A 17,393-nucleotide genomic window follows, 5' to 3' on the forward strand; every position below is an offset into this window, starting at 1 on the left:
GTCCCGGGGACAGAAGCAAACAGGCCGCGGGGAGTGTTCCCTGCGGCCTGTCTGTTGAGTGGGGATTAACGTGAACCGTAGTTCGGCGCCTCCACCGTCATCTGGATGTCATGCGGGTGGGACTCCTTGAGCCCCGCCGGCGTGATCCGGACGAACTTTCCACGGGCCTTGAGCTCCGGAATGGTGGGCGCGCCGGTGTAGAACATGGTCTGGCGGAGGCCGCCCACGAGCTGGTAAGCCACCGATGCCAACGGGCCGCGGTAGGCGACACGGCCTTCGATGCCCTCGGGGATGAGCTTGTCATCGCCGGACACGTCGGCCTGGAAGTAGCGGTCCTTGGAGTAGGACGTGTTCTTGCCGCGGGACTGCATGGCGCCCAGCGAGCCCATGCCGCGGTAGCTCTTGAACTGCTTGCCGTTCACGAAGATCAGCTCGCCCGGGGACTCATCGCAGCCTGCCAGCAGGGAGCCCAGCATTACGGTGTCGGCGCCGGCAACCAGCGCCTTGCCGATGTCGCCGGAGTACTGGAGGCCGCCGTCGGCGATCAGCGGGACCCCGGCCGGGATGGCTGCCTTGGCGGACTCGTAAATGGCGGTGATCTGCGGGACGCCCACGCCGGCCACCACGCGGGTGGTGCAGATGGAGCCCGGGCCGACGCCCACTTTGATGCCGTCGGCGCCGGCGTCGATCAGTGCCTGTGCGCCTTCGCGGGTGGCGGCCTGGCCGCCGATGATGTCAACGTGGGCCGCCCGGGGATCGGACTTCAGGCGGCGGATCATGTCCAGCACGCCCTGCGAGTGGCCGTTGGCGGTGTCGACGAACAGGGCGTCGACGCCGGCGTCGATCAAAGCCATGGCGCGTTCCCAGCCGTCACCGAAGAAACCGATCGCGGCCCCCACGCGGAGCCGGCCTTCGTCGTCCTTGGTGGCCAGCGGGTACTGCTCCGCCTTGGTGAAGTCCTTGGTGGTGATGAGGCCCTTGAGCCGGCCCTGCTCGTCAACAAGCGGGAGCTTTTCGATCTTGTTCGTAGCCAGCTTGTGGGAGGCTTCCTCGCGGCTGATGCCGACGTGGCCGGTCACCAGCGGCATCTTGGTCATGACGTCGCTGACCAGCCGCAGCGGGAAGTCGGCTTCCGGGACAAAGCGGGTGTCCCTGTTGGTGACGATGCCCAGGAGCCGCATGCCTTCGTCCACGACGGGAAGGCCGGACACGCGGTATTGCGAACAGATCTCGTCCAGTTCCGCCAGTGTGGCCTCGGGGCCGATGGTCAGCGGGTTGGTGATCATTCCCGATTCACTGCGCTTGACCCGGTCCACCTGGTCGGCCTGGTCCTGGATGGACAGGTTGCGGTGGATCACACCAAGACCGCCCTGGCGGGCCATCGCGATGGCCATCCGTGACTCGGTGACGGTGTCCATGGCCGCGGACAGCAGCGGGGTGTGGACCGTGATGCGCTTGGAGATCCGCGAGGACGTGTCGGCGTCGGACGGGATGACGTCCGTGTGGCCCGGGAGGAGCAGGACGTCGTCGTAGGTCAGGCCGATGAAGCCGAAAGGATTGTGTTCGGGCTGGGTCATGAGTGCGCCTCTTACCTTGGTTACTGGTCACGGGTAGGGGTTGCAGCTAATGACCAGCCCGTCATTACGGGACTGGTCCGTGCAGGGCCTTATCAAGTCGGTCGCTCGACACACGGGATCCATGTGGAAAGCGTTGAGTAAATATTAGAACCTCACGGCCGATCCCCCTATTCCGGGAGGCCGGTGTGAGCAATGGCACGCCCTCTCAGGCTCTGCGGCGTCAGATCCGTCGGAGCCGCCGCCGGCCGCCATCAACCACGGGGACTCATGCCCGCCACATGCACAAACTAAGCTGGCCACAACCAGGGAAGGGAGCCGGCGTGATTGTCCAGTTGCGGATTTGTGTGCCCGAAGAGCTGTCAGCCGTGACGCTGAAGACTTGCCAGGACCACACGGGAACGGCCGAAGCAGCGTTCTTTTCCGGCGCGTCCGTGCAGCCGCCCGGCGATGTCATCGAGATCCACATCGCGAGGGAATCGGTGGAGACCCTTCTCGAAAAGCTCGATGTCCTGAAGGTCCAGGATGCAGGGTCCATCGTCATTTCGATGCCCGAACTCGTGTTGTCGCGGCGTGCGGACAAGGCCGAGTCTTCTGCCCCCGGAGACGGCGCAGACGCGCTGATCTGGGACGAGGTCACGAGCCAGACCGGCGAGGACTCCCGGCTGACGTGGAGTTATCTGGCCTTCCTGGTCCTCGCCACGCAGCTGGCCGCCATCGGCATCGTGACCAACTCCACGATCGCCATCGTAGGGGCGATGGCCGTGGGGCCCGAGTTCGGCCCCCTGGCCGCACTGGCAGTGGCTCTGGCCCGGGGCGACTGGACGCTCGGGCGCAGGGCCGCCGTCGCGCTGGGTGTCGGCTTCCCCGTGGCTATGCTGCTGGCGGCCCTGACTGCCTGGCTGTCCGTCCCCCTAGGGCTCTTTCCCGCCGACGTCCTGGGCACCGGTTCCGCCGTCGAGTTCATCTACCATCCCGGACCGTATTCGCTGATCGTCGCGGTCCTGGCCGGCGCCGCCGGGATGCTTTCGGTCATCAGCCGTCGTTCGGCGGCGCTCATCGGCGTCTTCATTTCGGTCACCACGGTCCCGGCGGCCGGATTCGTTGCGGTGGCGCTGGTGTTGGGCGAGTTCCAAAAGGCGGCCGGATCGGCCTTCCAGCTGTTGCTGAACCTCGTCGGGATCGTGGTGGCCGCCGTGGCTGTCCTCCTCTTCTACCGGGTGGTCTCCAAACGGCTGCCCGAGGCCACCGCACGGCAGCTCAGGTGGCAGCTACGGCGGAGCCGGCGCTGACCGGTGCCGGAATCTTCGATGCGAGGTAACGGGCATCGCGGCACGCTCCCGGCAGGGTTGCGGAGGCGGCCGCATACTGGAACTTCTGCCCCAGGAAAAACAGTCCGGGCGAATCAAGCGCTACGCCCCGGTACTGCCGTGGCATCCCGCCGCCGGCTTGCAGTGCCGCATCGATCCAGCCAAACTCCGATTGGAACCCGGTGCACCAGATCACGTTGGCCACCTCAGCCCGGGTACCGTCCTCCAGCACCGGCAGGCCGCTCTCCACGCCTGTGACCCGTGGGACGAACTCCACTCCGGCACCGGTGAGGTCCTTCGCCCTGGTCCTGATCAGGGGCGACCCGTGGGCTGTGAGAGCCGGGGCCGCCTTCCGGCCTACGGGCGTACCGAGGTTCAAGACGTACAGCCCGGCGAACCGGATCAGCGGCAGGACAAAGAGGGCAGCCGCCCGTCCATGCTTCACGGGGATTTCGCCCGCGGGTTTCCCGGCGACCAGGGTGGGGTGGGTGCGGCTTACTTCCAGGGCGATTTCAGCGCCCGAGTTTCCCAGCCCGACCACCAGGACCGGGCCTTCCTGGAGCTGCCCGGCGTTGTTGTAGGCGCTGGAATGGAACTGCACGATGGATGACGCCAATTCCGCCGCGAAGAGGGGGACCTTTGCGCAGCGTTCCGAGCCGTTGGCCACCACCACATTATGGGCTTCCCAGCGGTGGTCGTTGGAGGCGGCGATGTAGCGGTCCCCTTCACGCCACAGGCGCTCCACCCGCACTCCTGTCTGTACCGGCAGGTCAAAGCGGGCAACATATCCTTCAAAGAATTCAGCCAGCTCGTCCTTTGAAGGGAAAGCCAACGGATCCCCGGGGAAGGCCATGCCGGGCAGTCCGTCATATTTGGCGGGCGTGAAGAGCCGGAGGGAGTCCCACCGCTTCCGCCACGCGTCCCCCACCCGCTGGTTCTCGTCCAGGATCAGGAAGCTGCGCTCCTGCTGTTTGAGGTAAAAGCCGATGGCCAAACCGGCCTGTCCTCCACCAATGACCAGCGTGTCCAGCACAGCGCCGGACCTGTCTGTGCTTCCGTTTTCCTTGCTCATGACTGCTCTCCTTCGTGGCTTTGTTGCGATTACCTGACTGAACTTTCCAGGCTGGCCGTGGGCACATCCTTGCCCTGCGTCCGCCCTGCGTCGTGGTAGCGCACCCACCAGGCCAGCATCAGCCCGGAAGCCAGGACGTAGGCCAGGTGGAGGGCCCAGATGGGACCGGCGGGAAGGTTGAAGACATAGATGGAGTGCACGGCGTTGGCCACGTTGCTCAGCACCAGGTTGCCCAGGCTGTAGGACGCCAGGTCCTTGGTGCGTGCAGCTTTGAGAAGCATCGGCAGCATGCCCAGGGCAAAGAGGACTGTCGAGAGGGTTCCGGCAAGCAGTGGAAGGTTCATGTTTTGAGGCTACGGGCGCGGTGCCAGGCTCCGCGTCGGCCAAAACATGTAACTCTGCCCGGGGTTGCGTGGGTATTTTTATGCAGCCCCGACGTGCACAGCGTCTACCCGGCGAGCCCGTGCTGATAGGCGTAGCTGGTAGCAGCTGCCCTGGAGGACAGACCGAGCTTGAGGAAGATATTGCTGAGGTGGCGCGCCACGGTCTTTTCACTGAGGTAGAGCTCAGCGGCGATGGCACGGTTTCCTTTCCCGGATGCCACCAGCCGGAGCACTTCCGTTTCCCGGGGGGTCAGGGGTCCCGCCGCGGGACCGGCGTCGTCGGCGCCGGCCTGCATGAGGGATGCCGCCCAGGCCGCAGCCGGTGCCGCTCCAAGTTCGAGGAACACGGAGTGTGCTGCCTCGAAATCCATCAGGGCAGAGGCCTCGTCCCCCAGGGCACGGCAGGCGAGCCCGATCAGCACCCGGCACCGTGCGGCTTCGTACGGAACGCCCAGCTGCTGCCACAGCCTCCAGGCCTGCCGCAGCGACTGCGAAGCTGCGGCAGGATCATCCTCGGCCAGCCGGACCGCACCATCAGCCTGGCCGGCTTCCGCCCGGACCATGGGCTTGGGATTCTCCCTGGCAAAGCTTTCGAGCTCGGCGGCACCCCTGACGGCCGCCGTCAGATCATTTGCGGCCAGTTCAATTTCCACCAGCGCCGGCAGCAGATGCCTGCGGGTGGCCCCGTCTTCTTCGCTGGCCGCCCTGCGGATCATGGATTGGGCCTGCGTGGCCTCTCCACGGGCCAGCAAAAGGAGCGCAAGCCCCGGCTGCGGATCGTAGCCGCTTCGGGCAGCCTGGCGGTAGGAGGACTCCGCTTCATCCAGCCTGCCGGTGAGCCGCTGGATTTCACCCTGCTCGTAGTATCCGCCGTATCCCGCCTGCGGATCGCCCTTGGCGAAAAGTGCCTGGGCCACGGCCGCTGCCCCCAAGGCTTCGGTCCAGGCGCCGTGGAGCCGGAAGAGCTCAGCGCGATGGTGCTGGCACTGGCCACTGAACGACACCATATCGGGACGGGCCGTGCACCAGCGGTCAAGGGCTACCGTCCATTCCAGCGCCCTTTGCAGGTCGAAGGCCAGGTGGCAATTGCCTATGACCGCGCAGTAGATGATGCCGGACGGGATCGGGGACACTTCCCCCGACGTGACGGCCACCATGGCCTCGTCGAACATACGCAGCGCCTCATCCGCGCTCCCCAACATGAGGGTCGCCTGGCCGGTGCCGAGAAGGGACAGTGCGGAAAGGTCTTTGTCCTGGAATCTACGGCCAAACTCGGCAGCCTGGGAGAAGACCTCCCTGGCGCCGGCAGGATCCCCGCCAAAGAGTTTGCCCAGCCCTGCCGGGACCAGCAGGAATCCCTGCACGGCGTCGGGTTCGGGCAGTTCATCCGCGAGCCTCTGCCCACGGGCAAACCAGCCTCCGGCCGGAGCCGCGTCGCCGAGGTTCATCAACTGCATCCCGATCCAACCGGCACACCTGGCCGCGCCCGCGACGTCGCCAACCACAAGGTATTCCTCGTGGGCCCGTGTCAGGGTATCCACGCCCGCTTGGGTGTTGCCGGTCAGGATCTCGGCTGTGGCCAGCTGCTCCAGGTCGGCAGGGGGAATGCCGCCGAGCCTGTCGGCGTCGGTGTAGCTTTTGTAGGCGTCGGTCCAGCGGTGTTCCCGGAACGCGGCCCTGCCTTCATCAATGCCCGCATCAGTGGACATACCGGCCTCCTCGCCAGACGGCCTGCCCGGCCGGCTTCGTCGCCGTCACGCGCTGGCCGTTACGGTACTTAAGCGTCACGGTACGCCCGCCACATGCCGTCCACAAGCGGCCGACCCGACGGAATTGCGCGGCAATCGGTTACGAACGCAGCAGCGCGCGCAGCGTCTGGATGGTGTCGGCCTCCGCCGTCGTCTTGTCGTCGCGGTAGCGCTTGACGCGTGCGAACCGCAGGGCGATTCCGCCGGGATAGCGGGTGGAGCGCTGCACCCCGTCGATCGCGATTTCGACGACGGTGACGGGCTCAACCCAGACTGTGCCGGCTGTGCGCCTCACCTCAATCTCCTGGAACCGCCCGGTTTGCCAGCGCAGAAGCTCGTCAGTGAGCCCCTTGAATGTTTTGCCCACCATCACGTAGCCGCCGGGTTCGCCGAACTCGCCGGCCGGGTCCAAGGCTCCCAGGTGCAGGTTCGAGAGGAGCCCGGTGCGACGTCCCGACCCCCACTCACAGGCGAGCACCACCAGGTCGTAGGTGAGCACCGGCTTCACCTTGATCCAGTTGGAACCGCGCCGGCCGGCCGCGTACGCAGATCCGACCGCTTTCACCACCACGCCCTCATGGCCTGCAGCCAGCGCGTCGCGAGCCACTGCCTCGGCCACCGCCGCATCCGCCGTGATCTCCCCCGGGATCCGGAGCCCGGGGGCGATGCGTTCGAGCACACCGATGCGCGTCGACAGCGGTTCATCGAGCAGGTCCCGCCCATCGATGTGCAGGACGTCGAAGAACCACGGATGCAGCACCGTGGCATGCGCTGCATCCGCCCCGAACCGCGACATGGTGTCCTGGAACGGGCGGGGACCGCCGTCCTCGTCCAGGGCGAGGGTCTCGCCGTCGAGGATCACATCCCGCACCGGCAGGCCGCGTACCGCCTGCACTACTTCGGGCAGCCGGTGTGTCACATCGGCCAGGGTGCGCGTGTAAATGCTCACCTCATCGCCCATCCGGTGCACCTGGATGCGCGCCCCGTCGAGCTTGTATTCCACGGAAGCCTCACCCGTGGCTTCCAGCGCGGCGCTGGCGCTGGCCGCGGTTGAGGCGAGCATGGGCTGCACGGGACGGCCCACCACGAGGCCGACCGCGTCAAGCTGGGCCGGGGTGCCGGTGATCGCCAGCAGGGCGGTCCCGCCGAGATCGCCCGAGAGCATCGCCGCGCGGCGAACGGCCTCAACGGGACGGTCGGCGGCGCGGGCTACAGCATCGGTCAGCACTCCTTCAAGGGCGCCTGTACGCAGTTCACCGAGCAGCACGCCGGCGATGAATGCCTGCTCGCCCTCGGTGGCTGCCGCCGTGAGCAGCCGAAGTGTTGCGGCGCGCTCGGCTGCCGATCCGGCCCCGGTGGGGAGGAGCAGGCGGTCCAGTGCAGCGTCGAGCTCAGTGACAGTCAGGCTCGGCTCGGCCGCCGGTTCCCCCATGGCTGCCGCCATGCCGCGCCACCCGACACCTACCCGGCCCTGCCGCGGCTTGGCGGTGAGCAGGCCGACGGCGGTGGCGATGTCCGAGGGCTCGAGCCTGCGCAGGAGGTCGGCGAGTGCCTCGACCTTGGCGAGCCGGGAGCGGGTGGACGCGACGGCATCCGAGGTTCTCACGAGCTCGTCGAGCAGCATGGCACCAGTCTGCCACGGCAGCCTTGCAACCCTCGGGCGGAGAGCACAAAAAAGCCGGCCCAGCAGATGCTGGACCGGCTTCTTATGGGTGGGCCGCCGCCGTCGTTAACACCAACGCGGGGTCACTCCAAGCCCGATAAACGTTCATTATCGGGCCGGGAGTGACCCCGCGTTGCTTTAGGAGGCTAGTGGCTGTGGCCTGCGTGCTCGTCTTCGTCAGCGGGCTTTTCCACCACGAGGGTCTCGGTGGTGAGAACCAGCGCGGCGATGGAAGCTGCATTGCGGAGGGCCGCACGGGTGACCTTGACGGGGTCGATGACTCCGGCGCCGATCAGGTCTTCGTACTCGCCCGACTTGGCGTTGAAGCCGTTGTTGGTTTCGAGTTCGGCAACCTTGGCCGCGACAACGTAGCCGTCAAAGCCGGCGTTCTGGGCGATCCAGCGAAGCGGCTGGACCAGCGCGCGGCGGACGATGCCCACAGCTGCGGCGGCGTCGCCTTCGAGGGCCTTCACTGCGGGATCCTCGTCGAGGGCCTTCAGTGCGTGGATCAGCGCGGAACCGCCGCCGGCCACGATGCCTTCTTCGAGGGCGGCGCGGGTGGAGGACACTGCATCTTCGATGCGGTGCTTCTTTTCCTTGAGCTCAACCTCGGTGGCTGCGCCGACCTTGATCACGCCGATGCCGCCGGCCAGCTTGGCCAGGCGTTCCTGGAGCTTTTCCTTGTCCCAGTCGGAGTCGGTGCGGGTCAGTTCGGCGCGCAGCTGGGAAACCCGGGCTGCGACGTCTTCTGCGGAACCGGCGCCGTCAACGATGGTGGTGTTGTCCTTGGTGACCGTGATGCGGCGGGCGGTACCCAGCACCTCAAGGCCAACGGTGTCCAGGCTCAGGCCCAGTTCCGGGGAGACAACCTGCGCACCGGTGAGGGTGGCGATGTCCTGCAGCATGGCCTTGCGGCGGTCGCCGAAGCCCGGAGCCTTGACGGCAACCACGTTCAGGGTGCCGCGGATGCGGTTGACGATCAGCGTGGACAGGGCCTCGCCGTCAACGTCTTCAGCAATGATGAAGAGCGGCTTGGAGCTCTGCAGCGCCTTTTCCAGCAACGGCAGGAATTCCTGGACGGAGGAGATCTTGCCCTGGTTGATCAGGATGAGGGCGTCCTCGAGGACGGCTTCCTGGCGCTCTGCGTCGGTGACGAAGTACGGGGACAGGTAGCCCTTGTCGAACTGCATGCCCTCGGTCAGGACCAGTTCGGTCTGCGTGGTGGAGGACTCCTCGATGGTGATCACACCATCCTTGCCGACCTTGCCGAATGCCTCGGCGAGGAGCTCGCCGATTTCGTCGCTCTGAGCCGAGATGGCAGCAACGTTGGCAACCTGCGTGCCTTCAACCGGGCGTGCGTTCTCGAGCAGGCGGGCGGCCACGGCTTCAACGGAAACCTCGATGCCGCGCTTGATCTGGCCCGGAGCGGCGCCGGCAGCAACGTTGCGCAGGCCTTCCTTGACCAGGGCCTGGGCGAGCACAGTGGCGGTGGTGGTGCCGTCGCCGGCAACATCGTTGGTCTTGGTGGCTACTTCCTTGGCCAGCTGCGCGCCAAGGTTCTCGAACGGGTCATCAAGCTCAATTTCACGGGCAATGGTGACGCCGTCGTTGGTGATGGTGGGTGCTCCCCACTTTTTGTCGAGAACAACGTTGCGGCCGCGGGGGCCGAGCGTCACCTTGACAGTGTTGGCGAGCTTGTCGATGCCGGCTTCAAGTGACCGGCGGGCAGCGTCGTTAAACGCAAGCTGCTTTGCCATGGTTTTGTCCTTTCAAGACAGAACCCCGCGCAGCTGACCAGCGGGATGCATGGTCAGCGGCACGGGGATCCAAAAAGTTACTTTACGACGATCGCCAGAACGTCGCGGGCGGAGAGCACGAGGTACTCGGTGCCGCTGTGCTTGACTTCGGTTCCGCCGTACTTCGAGTAGATAACAACGTCGCCGATGGCAACGTCGAGGGGAACGCGGTTGCCGTTGTCGTCGAAGCGGCCGGGGCCTACTGCAACAACTTCGCCTTCCTGCGGCTTCTCCTGTGCGGAGTCCGGGATAACCAGGCCGGAAGCCGTGGTCTGCTCGGCTTCGAGCGGGCGGACAACAATACGATCCTCAAGAGGCTTAATAGAGACCGACACTCGGACCTCTCCTTTTCGTCAGCAAATTTATGGACTGGAAAACTGTTCCGCCGTGGCTGGCTGACCGTCGTCGCGGTGCCGGCAGCAGCCTGGCTGAAAGCTCTTCATGTGTTGGCACCCTCCTAGGGAGAGTGCCAATGACGACTCTATGTAAGTAGTTAGCACTCGGTCAAGGCGAGTGCCAGAATTACGCCCGGGGTGGACAGCCGGGGTACGGCCTCAACTGCCTGCGAGGTCGTCGAAATCGACGTCCTCGTCGCCGTCGTTCCCGTCAGTGATGGCGCCGCGTTTCAGGTACAGCACCACGGCCCCGCCCACGGCGGCCAGCAGCGAGACCACCAGAAGGATCATCCCGCCAACGCGGGCCCCCGAGTAGAGGCCACGGATGTCCTGCGCCTCGGCTGTTTCATCCTGGATGTTCTTGCCGCCGACGGAGTAAACCGTGGCGTTGAAGGCGTCCAGAAAGAAGATGATGACCAGCAGCGCAATGCAGACCACGGCCACAGCAGATCCGGCGATCAGGGCCGGGCGGGCAAACTTCACCAGGCCGGAATGCTCGGATCGGGGAGGCTCGGACGGCTGGCTGCCTGCACTGTCTGTCATGCCTTCAACCCTAGCGGGAACGGGCTCCGGGGCCATCTCCACTAGGCTTGAACCCATGGCTCACGCACCGCAGGACCAGATCGCCCCACTCCTCACCAGCGAAGGCTGGGAGTTGCTGGCGTCCCTGGGCCCGTATAGCGAAGACAGGGCTTTTGAGCTCAATTCGGCGCTCCGTAAGGCCGGCCACTCCCCCGAACTGGTCTCGGCAGTGCTCACCCAGTCCAGGCTGCGCACCAAGGCCGAGCTCAAGTTCGGCGAGTTCGCCCGGAGCATGCTCTTCACCCAGGCCGGCCTGGAACAGGCCACCCGGCTCAACGTCGCCGCCCGCCACGCCGAACGCTTCGCCCAGGCCGGCATCCGCCACGTGGCCGACCTCGGCTGCGGCCTCGCCGCAGACTCCCTGGCGCTGGCCTCGATGGACATCACGGTCACCGCGGTGGAGATGGACGAGACCACTGCTGCCTGCGCCACGGTGAATCTCATTCCTTTTCCCAACGCCACGGTGGTGCATTCGGACGCCACCGCTGTTTCCCTTGAAGGGGTCGACGGCGTCTGGCTGGATCCCGCCCGCCGGACCACCTCCACGTCGGGTACCAAGAGGATCTGGGATCCTGAGGCGTTTTCGCCGCCGCTTTCCTTCGTGGAATCGTTGGCGGCCACGGGACGCGCCGTCGGGGTCAAGATGGGCCCCGGAATGCCGCACGAATCGGTGCCGGCGGACTGCGAAGCGCAGTGGGTATCGGTGGCCGGCGACGTCACCGAGGTGGCGCTCTGGTTCAACGCGGTGCGCCGGCCGGGAATCCGCCGGGCTGCACTGCTGCTGGGACCGCAGGGCGCCGCCGAGCTCACCAGTGCGGAGGATTTCGACGGCGGGCCCGTAGCGCCGGTGGGTCCGCCAGAGGGATACCTGTACGAGCCCGACGGTGCGGTGATCCGCGCGGGCCTGGTGGCCGACGTCGCACTTCAGCTGGGCGGGCATCTGCTGGACGAGCACATCGCGTACATCTGTGCCCCGGAGCTGGTGGACACGCCCTTTGCCCGCGCCTACAAGGTCCTGGAAGTGATGCCCTACAACGTCAAGGCGCTCAAAACCTGGGTCAAGGACAACGGCATCGGCGTACTGGACATCAAGAAGCGCGGCACGTCCGTCACGCCGGAGGAACTGCGCAAACAGCTCCTGGCCGGAGGCAAAACCGGAGGCAAAAGCGCAGGCAAGAGTGGCGGCAAAAAGACCGGAACCGCAACAGCCACCCTGGTCCTGACCCGTATTGGGGAGGACCGGGTGGCCATCTCAGTGGAACCCGTCTAGGCCATTGCTGTACGCGCCTTACTGCGCGCGCATGAACTCTTCGGCAGCCCGGACCTGTTCGTCGGTGGGACGGACGCCCGTGTAGAGCACAAACTGTTCCAGCGCCTGGATGGTGGCCACCTCAGCGCCCGTGATGACCGGTTTTCCGGCGATTCGTGCCGCCGTGATCAGTGGTGTTTCAGCCGGGAGCGCCACGACGTCGAACACCACTTTGGCAGCCGCGATAACATCCTCCGGGAACGCCAGGGAGTTGCTTTCCGGGCCGCCCTGCATGCCGATGGGGGTGACGTTGATGATCAGATCGGCTGTCCCGCCGTCGAGCTCTGCCTGCCACCGGAAGCCGTACTGCTCCGCGATTGCCCGCCCCGCAGCTTCGTTCCGCGCAATCACCGTGACGTCCGTGAATCCTGCGTCCCGCAGGGCCGCGACGGTTGCTTTGGCCATGCCGCCGGCACCCTGAACCAGTACCGAGTAACCGGTGGGAACGGCGTTCCGTGCCAGGAGTTGCTCGATGGCCGTGTAGTCGGTGTTGTAGGCCTTGAGGCGCCCATTGGTGTTCACGATCGTGTTCACGGAGTCGATGGCCTGCGCTGATGGGTCCATTTCGTCGACGAGAGCGATCACATCTTCCTTGTAGGGCATGGACACCGCGCAGCCCCGGATTCCGAGTCCACGGACGCCGGCGATGGCCTGGCCCAGGTCCGTGGGAGCAAATGCCTTGTAGATCCAGTTCAGGCCGAGCTGGTCGTAGAGGTGGTTGTGGAAACGCGTCCCGTTGTTGCTGGGCCGGGCCGAGAGCGAAATACACAGGGTCATGTCTTTATTGAGTATGGGCACCCGTCCATTAAACCGCCGGATGCCCCTTTCGCCGGTTGGGCGCGGGGATAAGCCGCGGCGCAATCTAAGGGCAGCCGGTCCCGGCGGGGAAGGGTCCGACGGCGGCGGGCAGCTTTCCCGGTGCTGCGGCCTTTCCGGCCAGGACGCTCGCCAGCGCGTCGAAGGCCCCCTGGGTCCGGCCGTAGAGCGCGATTTTCGTGGGGGAACTGGAGGCTCCCAAGGGCCAGGGAGCGTCCAGCGCCACGGCGATGTCTCCGCCCGCCGGACGCCCGTTGTAGCCGATGAGGGTCACCAGCGGGCCGCTCCCGGTGGCGAGCCCGGCTTTCGCGGCGGCCGCCTCGAACCGCGCCCTGTCCTGCGGAGACCCTCCGGCAAGCTGGACACTGCCCGGGACGAGGGGCCCGCTGCACGCGCCGGACACTACCGTGAGCGCGGCAGCGGAGACACTGGCAGAGAGCGCATTACCGCTGCCCGGCGCCGCGGCAGGTTGCGCGGCAGTTTGTGCGGCAAGCCGCCCGCGCCAGGTCATCATGGTCGCAACACGCTGGGCCGCTTCGGTGAGCCGCTCAACCGGCAGGCTGCCGGCGGCAACTGCCTGCACAATGGCGGCGTGGGCCAGTCCCACGTCAGTAGGCATCAGCAGCAGGTCCGCCCCGGCGGACAGCGCTGCCGGTGCGGCGGACCCACCCGGGTAGTGCTTCTGCACCGCTCCCATGTTGAGTGCATCGGTGATGGCTACGCCGTTGAAACCCAGCCCCCGGAGTGCGGCATAGGTGGGCCGGGACAACGACGCCGGGACGCCGGGTTCCAGGGCCGGTACGGCGATGTGCCCGGTCATGACCATCGGGGCACCGGCCGCAATGGCGGCCTGGAACGGCTTCCAGTCGCGGGCTTTGAGTTCGTCCAGGCCGGTGGGCTGCACCGGCAGGTCCTGGTGCGAGTCCACGGCGACCGAACCGTGTCCCGGGAAGTGCTTAACCGCCGGGAGAACGCCGGCCGCCAGCATGCCCTGGAAAAACGGGACGCCCAGGGCCCCCACGGCATCCGGGTTCCCGGACAATGACCTCGCTCCGATGGTGGGATCCGCCGGGCCCACGGTCACGTCCGTGTCCGGGGCGAAGTCCACGTTGAACCCCAGCGGTGCCAGCTCGGCGGCCATGCCGTGTGCACCCTCCTTGGCGAGCGCCCCGTTATTGGCGGCCCCGTAGCTCATCGGCGTCGGCCATTCAGTCAGCGGGGCGCCGAGCCGGGCAACGATCCCGCCCTCCTGATCCACCCCGATGAGCCCTGGCCACGGCCGGCCGTCAGCGCGGGCGGCCTGGGCCAGCCGCGTGTTGATTGCCGTCATGGCCACCGGGTCCACCCGCCCGTTCGCATCAAGCGGGACGTTGTCGCCCATGATGATGGAGCCTGAGAGGTGCAGCCGTTCAATGGTGGCGGCGTGCGCTTCAACGCCGGTGCCGCTGTAGAACGGCATGAGCACCTGGCCTGCCTTTTGCTCCACCGTCATCGCAGTCACTGCTGCGGCGGCGGTGTCCTGGTCCCGCTGTTCAGGACCCCAGCCCAGGGGACGCAGCCCCGGGTCCGGTGAGGGGGAAGCCGGTGGTGGCGCCGACGTCGGACTCGGTGATCCCGTGGCTGAGGCTGAGGCGGAAGCTGCAGGAGAGGCTGGAACGGATCCCGATGACACTGGATCGGCGGCGGGGACAGCCGAGCAACCAGCCATCACGGCCACGGTGGCGGCGGCAGCCAGAATAAGGGTGGTTTGATGAAAAGAGTCACGCGTCCGCAGGAACAAGGCCATCAAATCCATGCTACCCCTGCACTAGACTTGAACGCGGCGTGCGCCGGGCACAACGGGAACAGTTAGGGGAACGCATGAAGATTGATTTCGCTTCATCGAAGCAATCAACTCTTGGTGTGGAATGGGAACTGGCCCTCGTGGACGGTGAGACCGGAGAACTGGCATCCGTGGCCAAAGAGGTTCTCCGTGGAGTTGCCGCCAAGCACCCCGAACTGAACGAGGATGACGAACACCCGCACATCAAGCAGGAACTGCTCCTGAACACCGTGGAACTTGTCACGGGCATCTGCGAAACCGCCGGCGAAGCGAAGGAAGACCTCAACCGGTCACTCGCCGCCGTCCGCGAAATCACCGACCCCATGGGCGTGGAAATCTTCTGCGCCGGCAGCCACCCGTTCAGCCCGCCACAGCTCCAGCCGGTGACGGACAAGGCGCGCTACGCCAAACTGATCGACCGCACGCAGTGGTGGGGCCGGCAAATGGTCATCTACGGCGTCCATGTGCACGTGGGACTGGACCGGCGCGAAAAAGCCCTGCCGGTGCTGGACGGGCTGGTCAACTACTTCCCGCATTTCCAGGCGCTCTCGGCGTCGAGTCCGTTCTGGGGCGGGGAGGACACCGGCTACGCATCGCAGCGCGCCCTGATGTTCCAGCAGCTGCCGACGGCGGGCCTTCCTTTCCAGTTCAGGTCCTGGGAGGAGTACGAGTCCTACGCACAGGACATGTTCACCACCGGGGTGATCGACTCACTCTCCGAAATCCGCTGGGACATCCGGCCCGTGCCGCACTTCGGCACCATCGAGATGCGGATCTGCGACGGCCTGGCAACACTGGAGGAGGTCGGCGCGATCGCCGCCCTGACCCAGTGCCTCGTGGACGAGTTCTCCACCACCCTGGACAACGGCGGCACCATCCCCACCATGCCGCCCTGGCACGTCCAGGAGAACAAGTGGCGTGCCGCCCGCTACGGCATGGACGCGATCATCATCCTTGACGCTGCGGGCAAGGAGCAGCTGGTCACCGACAACCTGCTGGAGACCCTGAACCGGCTTGAGCCGGTAGCCGCCAAGCTCGGCTGCCCCGACGAACTCGCCGACGTCGAGAAGATCATCCGCCGCGGTGCCGGATACCAGCGCCAGCGCCGCGTCGCCGCCGAGCACGGCGGCGACCTGCGGGCCGTGGTGCTGGACCTGGTCAAGCAGATGCGGAACGGCCCGACGGGCTAACTTTCCCGGCCGAAACGGGGCACTTCGACACGGACACGCCGGCCGCCGTCGGGATTGACGACGGCGGCGCCCCCAAAGTGCCCCGCGAAGGTTGGCGGGGGCGCATTGCCGTCAGGCCGGAAGTGACACCGCGGTGACCGGCATGGAGGAGTCCGGGGCGAAGCGGATGCCGCTCGGACCGATGCCTGCCATCACCAATTGCGCACCGAGGGCCGCCACCATGGCGCCGTTGTCCGTGCAGAGGTCCAGCGGCGGCACGTGAAGCCTGATTCCCGCCGAAGCGCAGCGCTTGGCTGTCAGCTCGCGGAGCCGGGAGTTTGCCGCCACGCCGCCGCCCAGCAGGACATCCTTGATGTCGTGTTCAACGCAGGCCAGCACGGCTTTGGACGTGATCACGTCCACCACGGCTTCCTGGAATGCAGCTGCAATGTCCGCGACCGGAAGCTCCTCGCCGCGGGCCTCGAACTGTTCTACGCAGCGGGCCACGGCGGTCTTCAGCCCGCTGAAGGACCAGTCGTAGCGGTGCTTGCCCGGTTCTTCCGCGGTGCCCATGTACTTCGGCTGAGTGAGGCCACGCGGGAAACGGATGGCTTTGGGGTTGCCTTCCCTGGCCAGTTTGTCGATGGCCGGGCCGCCCGGGTAGCCGAGGCCCAGGATGCGGGCCACCTTGTCGTATGCTTCGCCGGCGGCGTCGTCGATCGTGGAGCCGAGGAGCTGGACGTCGTCGGTGATGCTGTTGATCTTCAGGATCTCGGTGTGCCCGCCGGAGACCAGCAGGGCGCCCAGGTTTTCCGGAAGTTGCGGGGCACCAGGGGCTCCCGTCGGGGATGATACCGACGACCCGCCGTCGCGCTTTCCCTCCAGCAGCCCCACGCCGACGTGCGCCACCAGGTGGTTGATGGCGTACAGCGGCTTGCCGGTGGCCACGGCGAGCGCCTTCGCTGCACACACGCCGACCATCAGTGCGCCGGCCAAACCGGGACCTGACGTGACGGCAATCGCGTCGACGTCGTCCAGCGTCACGCCGGCCTCGGACAGGGCCTGCCGGAGGGTGGGCACGAAGGCGTCCAGGTGCGCCCGCGAGGCGATCTCCGGGATCACTCCGCCGAAGCGGACGTGTTCGTCCATGGACGAGGAGACGGTGTTGGTGAGCAGGGTTGTTCCCCTGACGATTCCGACGCCGGTTTCATCGCAGGAGGACTCAATGCCCAGCACCAGTGGCTGCGAGGTGTTCATGCCTGGCCTGCTTCCGTTGGGGGATCCGCGGTTGTCCCGCCGCCTTCGGGGAGCAGCTGCAGCCGCATGATCAGGGCGTCGACGCCGTCGCGGTAATACTTCCGGCGGATATGGATCTTTTCGAAACCGAAACGCACATAGAGCTGCTGCGCCCGCGGATTATCCTCGCGCACTTCCAGCAGGACGTCCGCCGCACCACGGCTCCGGGCTTCGTCGATGAGCCGGGTCAGGAGGGCCGAACCGATCCCCCGCCCTTCGAATTCGGGCACGACGGCGATGGTCTGGACATCCGCGATCGGCTCGATGCACATCAGGCCGGCATAGCCCACGATCTCGCCCCCGCTTTCCGCCACCAGGTAGCGGCGCGTCCCGGGCTGGGACAGTTCAGCCAGGAACATCTGCAATGGCCAGGCGTCGGCCGGAAACAGCCGCTGTTCAAGGGTGTTGACCGCGGGAACGTCCTCCAGGGTCATGTCCCGGAGGGAGACCCCGTCAGC

The 17,393-nt window shown here is 66.4% G+C and carries 15 protein-coding genes; 3 read left to right on the top strand and 12 right to left on the bottom strand.

What is annotated here, in order from left to right; genetic code table 11:
- Positions 1–65: 65 nt before the first annotated feature.
- Positions 66–1,577: an IMP dehydrogenase gene (guaB, locus tag ACS5PJ_RS09515; RefSeq protein WP_439434662.1), complete on the bottom strand. Its 1,512-nt coding sequence runs from the start codon at positions 1,575–1,577 to the stop codon at positions 66–68.
- A gap of 320 nt (positions 1,578–1,897) precedes the next feature.
- On the opposite strand from guaB, the gene ACS5PJ_RS09520 reads away from it, so the two are divergent.
- Positions 1,898–2,866: a DUF389 domain-containing protein gene (locus ACS5PJ_RS09520; RefSeq protein WP_439434663.1), complete on the top strand. Its 969-nt coding sequence runs from the start codon at positions 1,898–1,900 to the stop codon at positions 2,864–2,866.
- Here ACS5PJ_RS09520 and ACS5PJ_RS09525 read toward each other — a convergent pair.
- From ACS5PJ_RS09525 to ACS5PJ_RS09555, 7 genes are all read right to left on the bottom strand, one after another.
- The gene (locus ACS5PJ_RS09525; RefSeq protein WP_439434664.1) at positions 2,835–3,956 is read right to left on the bottom strand and encodes a flavin-containing monooxygenase; all 1,122 of its coding nucleotides are present in this window, start codon (positions 3,954–3,956) and stop codon (positions 2,835–2,837) included. The genes ACS5PJ_RS09520 and ACS5PJ_RS09525 overlap by 32 nt on opposite strands.
- A 29-nt stretch (positions 3,957–3,985) precedes the next feature.
- The gene (locus ACS5PJ_RS09530) at positions 3,986–4,300 is read right to left on the bottom strand and encodes a hypothetical protein (RefSeq protein ID WP_439434665.1); all 315 of its coding nucleotides are present in this window, start codon (positions 4,298–4,300) and stop codon (positions 3,986–3,988) included.
- Between the two features lie 104 nt (positions 4,301–4,404).
- Entirely contained in the window at positions 4,405–6,048 is a 1,644-nt protein-coding gene (locus ACS5PJ_RS09535) for a helix-turn-helix transcriptional regulator (RefSeq protein WP_439434666.1), read from the bottom strand.
- A gap of 139 nt (positions 6,049–6,187) precedes the next feature.
- Positions 6,188–7,711, bottom strand: a complete 1,524-nt coding sequence (locus ACS5PJ_RS09540; protein WP_439434667.1) for an ATP-dependent DNA ligase — start codon at positions 7,709–7,711, stop codon at positions 6,188–6,190.
- 185 nt (positions 7,712–7,896) lie between these two features.
- Complete coding sequence (groL, locus tag ACS5PJ_RS09545) at positions 7,897–9,507, bottom strand: chaperonin GroEL (RefSeq protein ID WP_439434668.1); 1,611 nt, start codon at positions 9,505–9,507, stop codon at positions 7,897–7,899.
- A gap of 77 nt (positions 9,508–9,584) precedes the next feature.
- Positions 9,585–9,881 (bottom strand): co-chaperone GroES, encoded by a 297-nt coding sequence (gene groES / locus ACS5PJ_RS09550; RefSeq protein WP_108598130.1) that lies wholly within the window; start codon positions 9,879–9,881, stop codon positions 9,585–9,587.
- A 219-nt stretch (positions 9,882–10,100) separates the two neighbouring features.
- Positions 10,101–10,484: a hypothetical protein gene (locus tag ACS5PJ_RS09555; protein WP_439434669.1), complete on the bottom strand. Its 384-nt coding sequence runs from the start codon at positions 10,482–10,484 to the stop codon at positions 10,101–10,103.
- A 55-nt stretch (positions 10,485–10,539) separates the two neighbouring features.
- Between ACS5PJ_RS09555 and ACS5PJ_RS09560 the strand changes: the two genes are divergently transcribed.
- Positions 10,540–11,793 (top strand): THUMP-like domain-containing protein, encoded by a 1,254-nt coding sequence (locus ACS5PJ_RS09560; RefSeq protein WP_439434670.1) that lies wholly within the window; start codon positions 10,540–10,542, stop codon positions 11,791–11,793.
- An 18-nt stretch (positions 11,794–11,811) separates the two neighbouring features.
- Here ACS5PJ_RS09560 and ACS5PJ_RS09565 read toward each other — a convergent pair whose 3' ends face one another.
- Both ACS5PJ_RS09565 and ACS5PJ_RS09570 read right to left on the bottom strand, forming a co-directional pair.
- The gene (locus ACS5PJ_RS09565; protein WP_439434671.1) at positions 11,812–12,630 is read right to left on the bottom strand and encodes a shikimate 5-dehydrogenase; all 819 of its coding nucleotides are present in this window, start codon (positions 12,628–12,630) and stop codon (positions 11,812–11,814) included.
- A 64-nt stretch (positions 12,631–12,694) separates the two neighbouring features.
- Positions 12,695–14,140 carry a glycoside hydrolase family 3 N-terminal domain-containing protein gene (locus ACS5PJ_RS09570; protein ID WP_439434796.1) on the bottom strand — a complete coding sequence of 482 codons (1,446 nt, stop codon included), beginning with the start codon at positions 14,138–14,140 and terminating at the stop codon, positions 12,695–12,697.
- A gap of 368 nt (positions 14,141–14,508) precedes the next feature.
- Between ACS5PJ_RS09570 and ACS5PJ_RS09575 the strand changes: the two genes are divergently transcribed.
- On the top strand, positions 14,509–15,660 hold the full coding sequence (locus ACS5PJ_RS09575; protein WP_439434672.1) for a glutamate--cysteine ligase: 1,152 nt from the start codon (positions 14,509–14,511) through the stop codon (positions 15,658–15,660).
- Positions 15,661–15,771: 111 nt separating this feature from the next.
- Here ACS5PJ_RS09575 and tsaD read toward each other — a convergent pair whose 3' ends face one another.
- A complete protein-coding gene (gene tsaD, locus ACS5PJ_RS09580) occupies positions 15,772–16,896 on the bottom strand; it encodes a tRNA (adenosine(37)-N6)-threonylcarbamoyltransferase complex transferase subunit TsaD (protein ID WP_439434673.1) in 1,125 nt (374 codons plus the stop codon).
- Positions 16,893–17,369, bottom strand: coding sequence for a ribosomal protein S18-alanine N-acetyltransferase (rimI, locus tag ACS5PJ_RS09585; RefSeq protein WP_439434797.1), 477 nt, complete (start codon positions 17,367–17,369; stop codon positions 16,893–16,895). The genes tsaD and rimI overlap by 4 nt, the downstream gene beginning before the upstream one ends.
- Positions 17,370–17,393: the final 24 nt, after the last annotated feature.

Source organism: Pseudarthrobacter cremeus (assembly GCF_051857465.1).
Lineage (GTDB): Bacteria > Actinomycetota > Actinomycetes > Actinomycetales > Micrococcaceae > Arthrobacter.

What these genes read in the sequence shown, in the direction of transcription:
- guaB (WP_439434662.1), bottom strand. Translation starts at nt 1,577, where the DNA reads ATGACCCAGCCCGAACACAATCCTTTCGGCTTCATCGGCCTGACCTAC.
- ACS5PJ_RS09525 (WP_439434664.1), bottom strand. Translation starts at nt 3,956, where the DNA reads ATGAGCAAGGAAAACGGAAGCACAGACAGGTCCGGCGCTGTGCTGGAC.
- ACS5PJ_RS09530 (WP_439434665.1), bottom strand. Translation starts at nt 4,300, where the DNA reads ATGAACCTTCCACTGCTTGCCGGAACCCTCTCGACAGTCCTCTTTGCC.
- ACS5PJ_RS09535 (WP_439434666.1), bottom strand. Translation starts at nt 6,048, where the DNA reads ATGTCCACTGATGCGGGCATTGATGAAGGCAGGGCCGCGTTCCGGGAA.
- ACS5PJ_RS09540 (WP_439434667.1), bottom strand. Translation starts at nt 7,711, where the DNA reads ATGCTGCTCGACGAGCTCGTGAGAACCTCGGATGCCGTCGCGTCCACC.
- groL (WP_439434668.1), bottom strand. Translation starts at nt 9,507, where the DNA reads ATGGCAAAGCAGCTTGCGTTTAACGACGCTGCCCGCCGGTCACTTGAA.
- ACS5PJ_RS09555 (WP_439434669.1), bottom strand. Translation starts at nt 10,484, where the DNA reads ATGACAGACAGTGCAGGCAGCCAGCCGTCCGAGCCTCCCCGATCCGAG.
- ACS5PJ_RS09560 (WP_439434670.1), top strand. Translation starts at nt 10,540, where the DNA reads ATGGCTCACGCACCGCAGGACCAGATCGCCCCACTCCTCACCAGCGAA.
- ACS5PJ_RS09570 (WP_439434796.1), bottom strand. Translation starts at nt 14,140, where the DNA reads ATGACGGTGGAGCAAAAGGCAGGCCAGGTGCTCATGCCGTTCTACAGC.
- ACS5PJ_RS09575 (WP_439434672.1), top strand. Translation starts at nt 14,509, where the DNA reads ATGAAGATTGATTTCGCTTCATCGAAGCAATCAACTCTTGGTGTGGAA.
- tsaD (WP_439434673.1), bottom strand. Translation starts at nt 16,896, where the DNA reads ATGAACACCTCGCAGCCACTGGTGCTGGGCATTGAGTCCTCCTGCGAT.
- rimI (WP_439434797.1), bottom strand. Translation starts at nt 17,369, where the DNA reads ATGACCCTGGAGGACGTTCCCGCGGTCAACACCCTTGAACAGCGGCTG.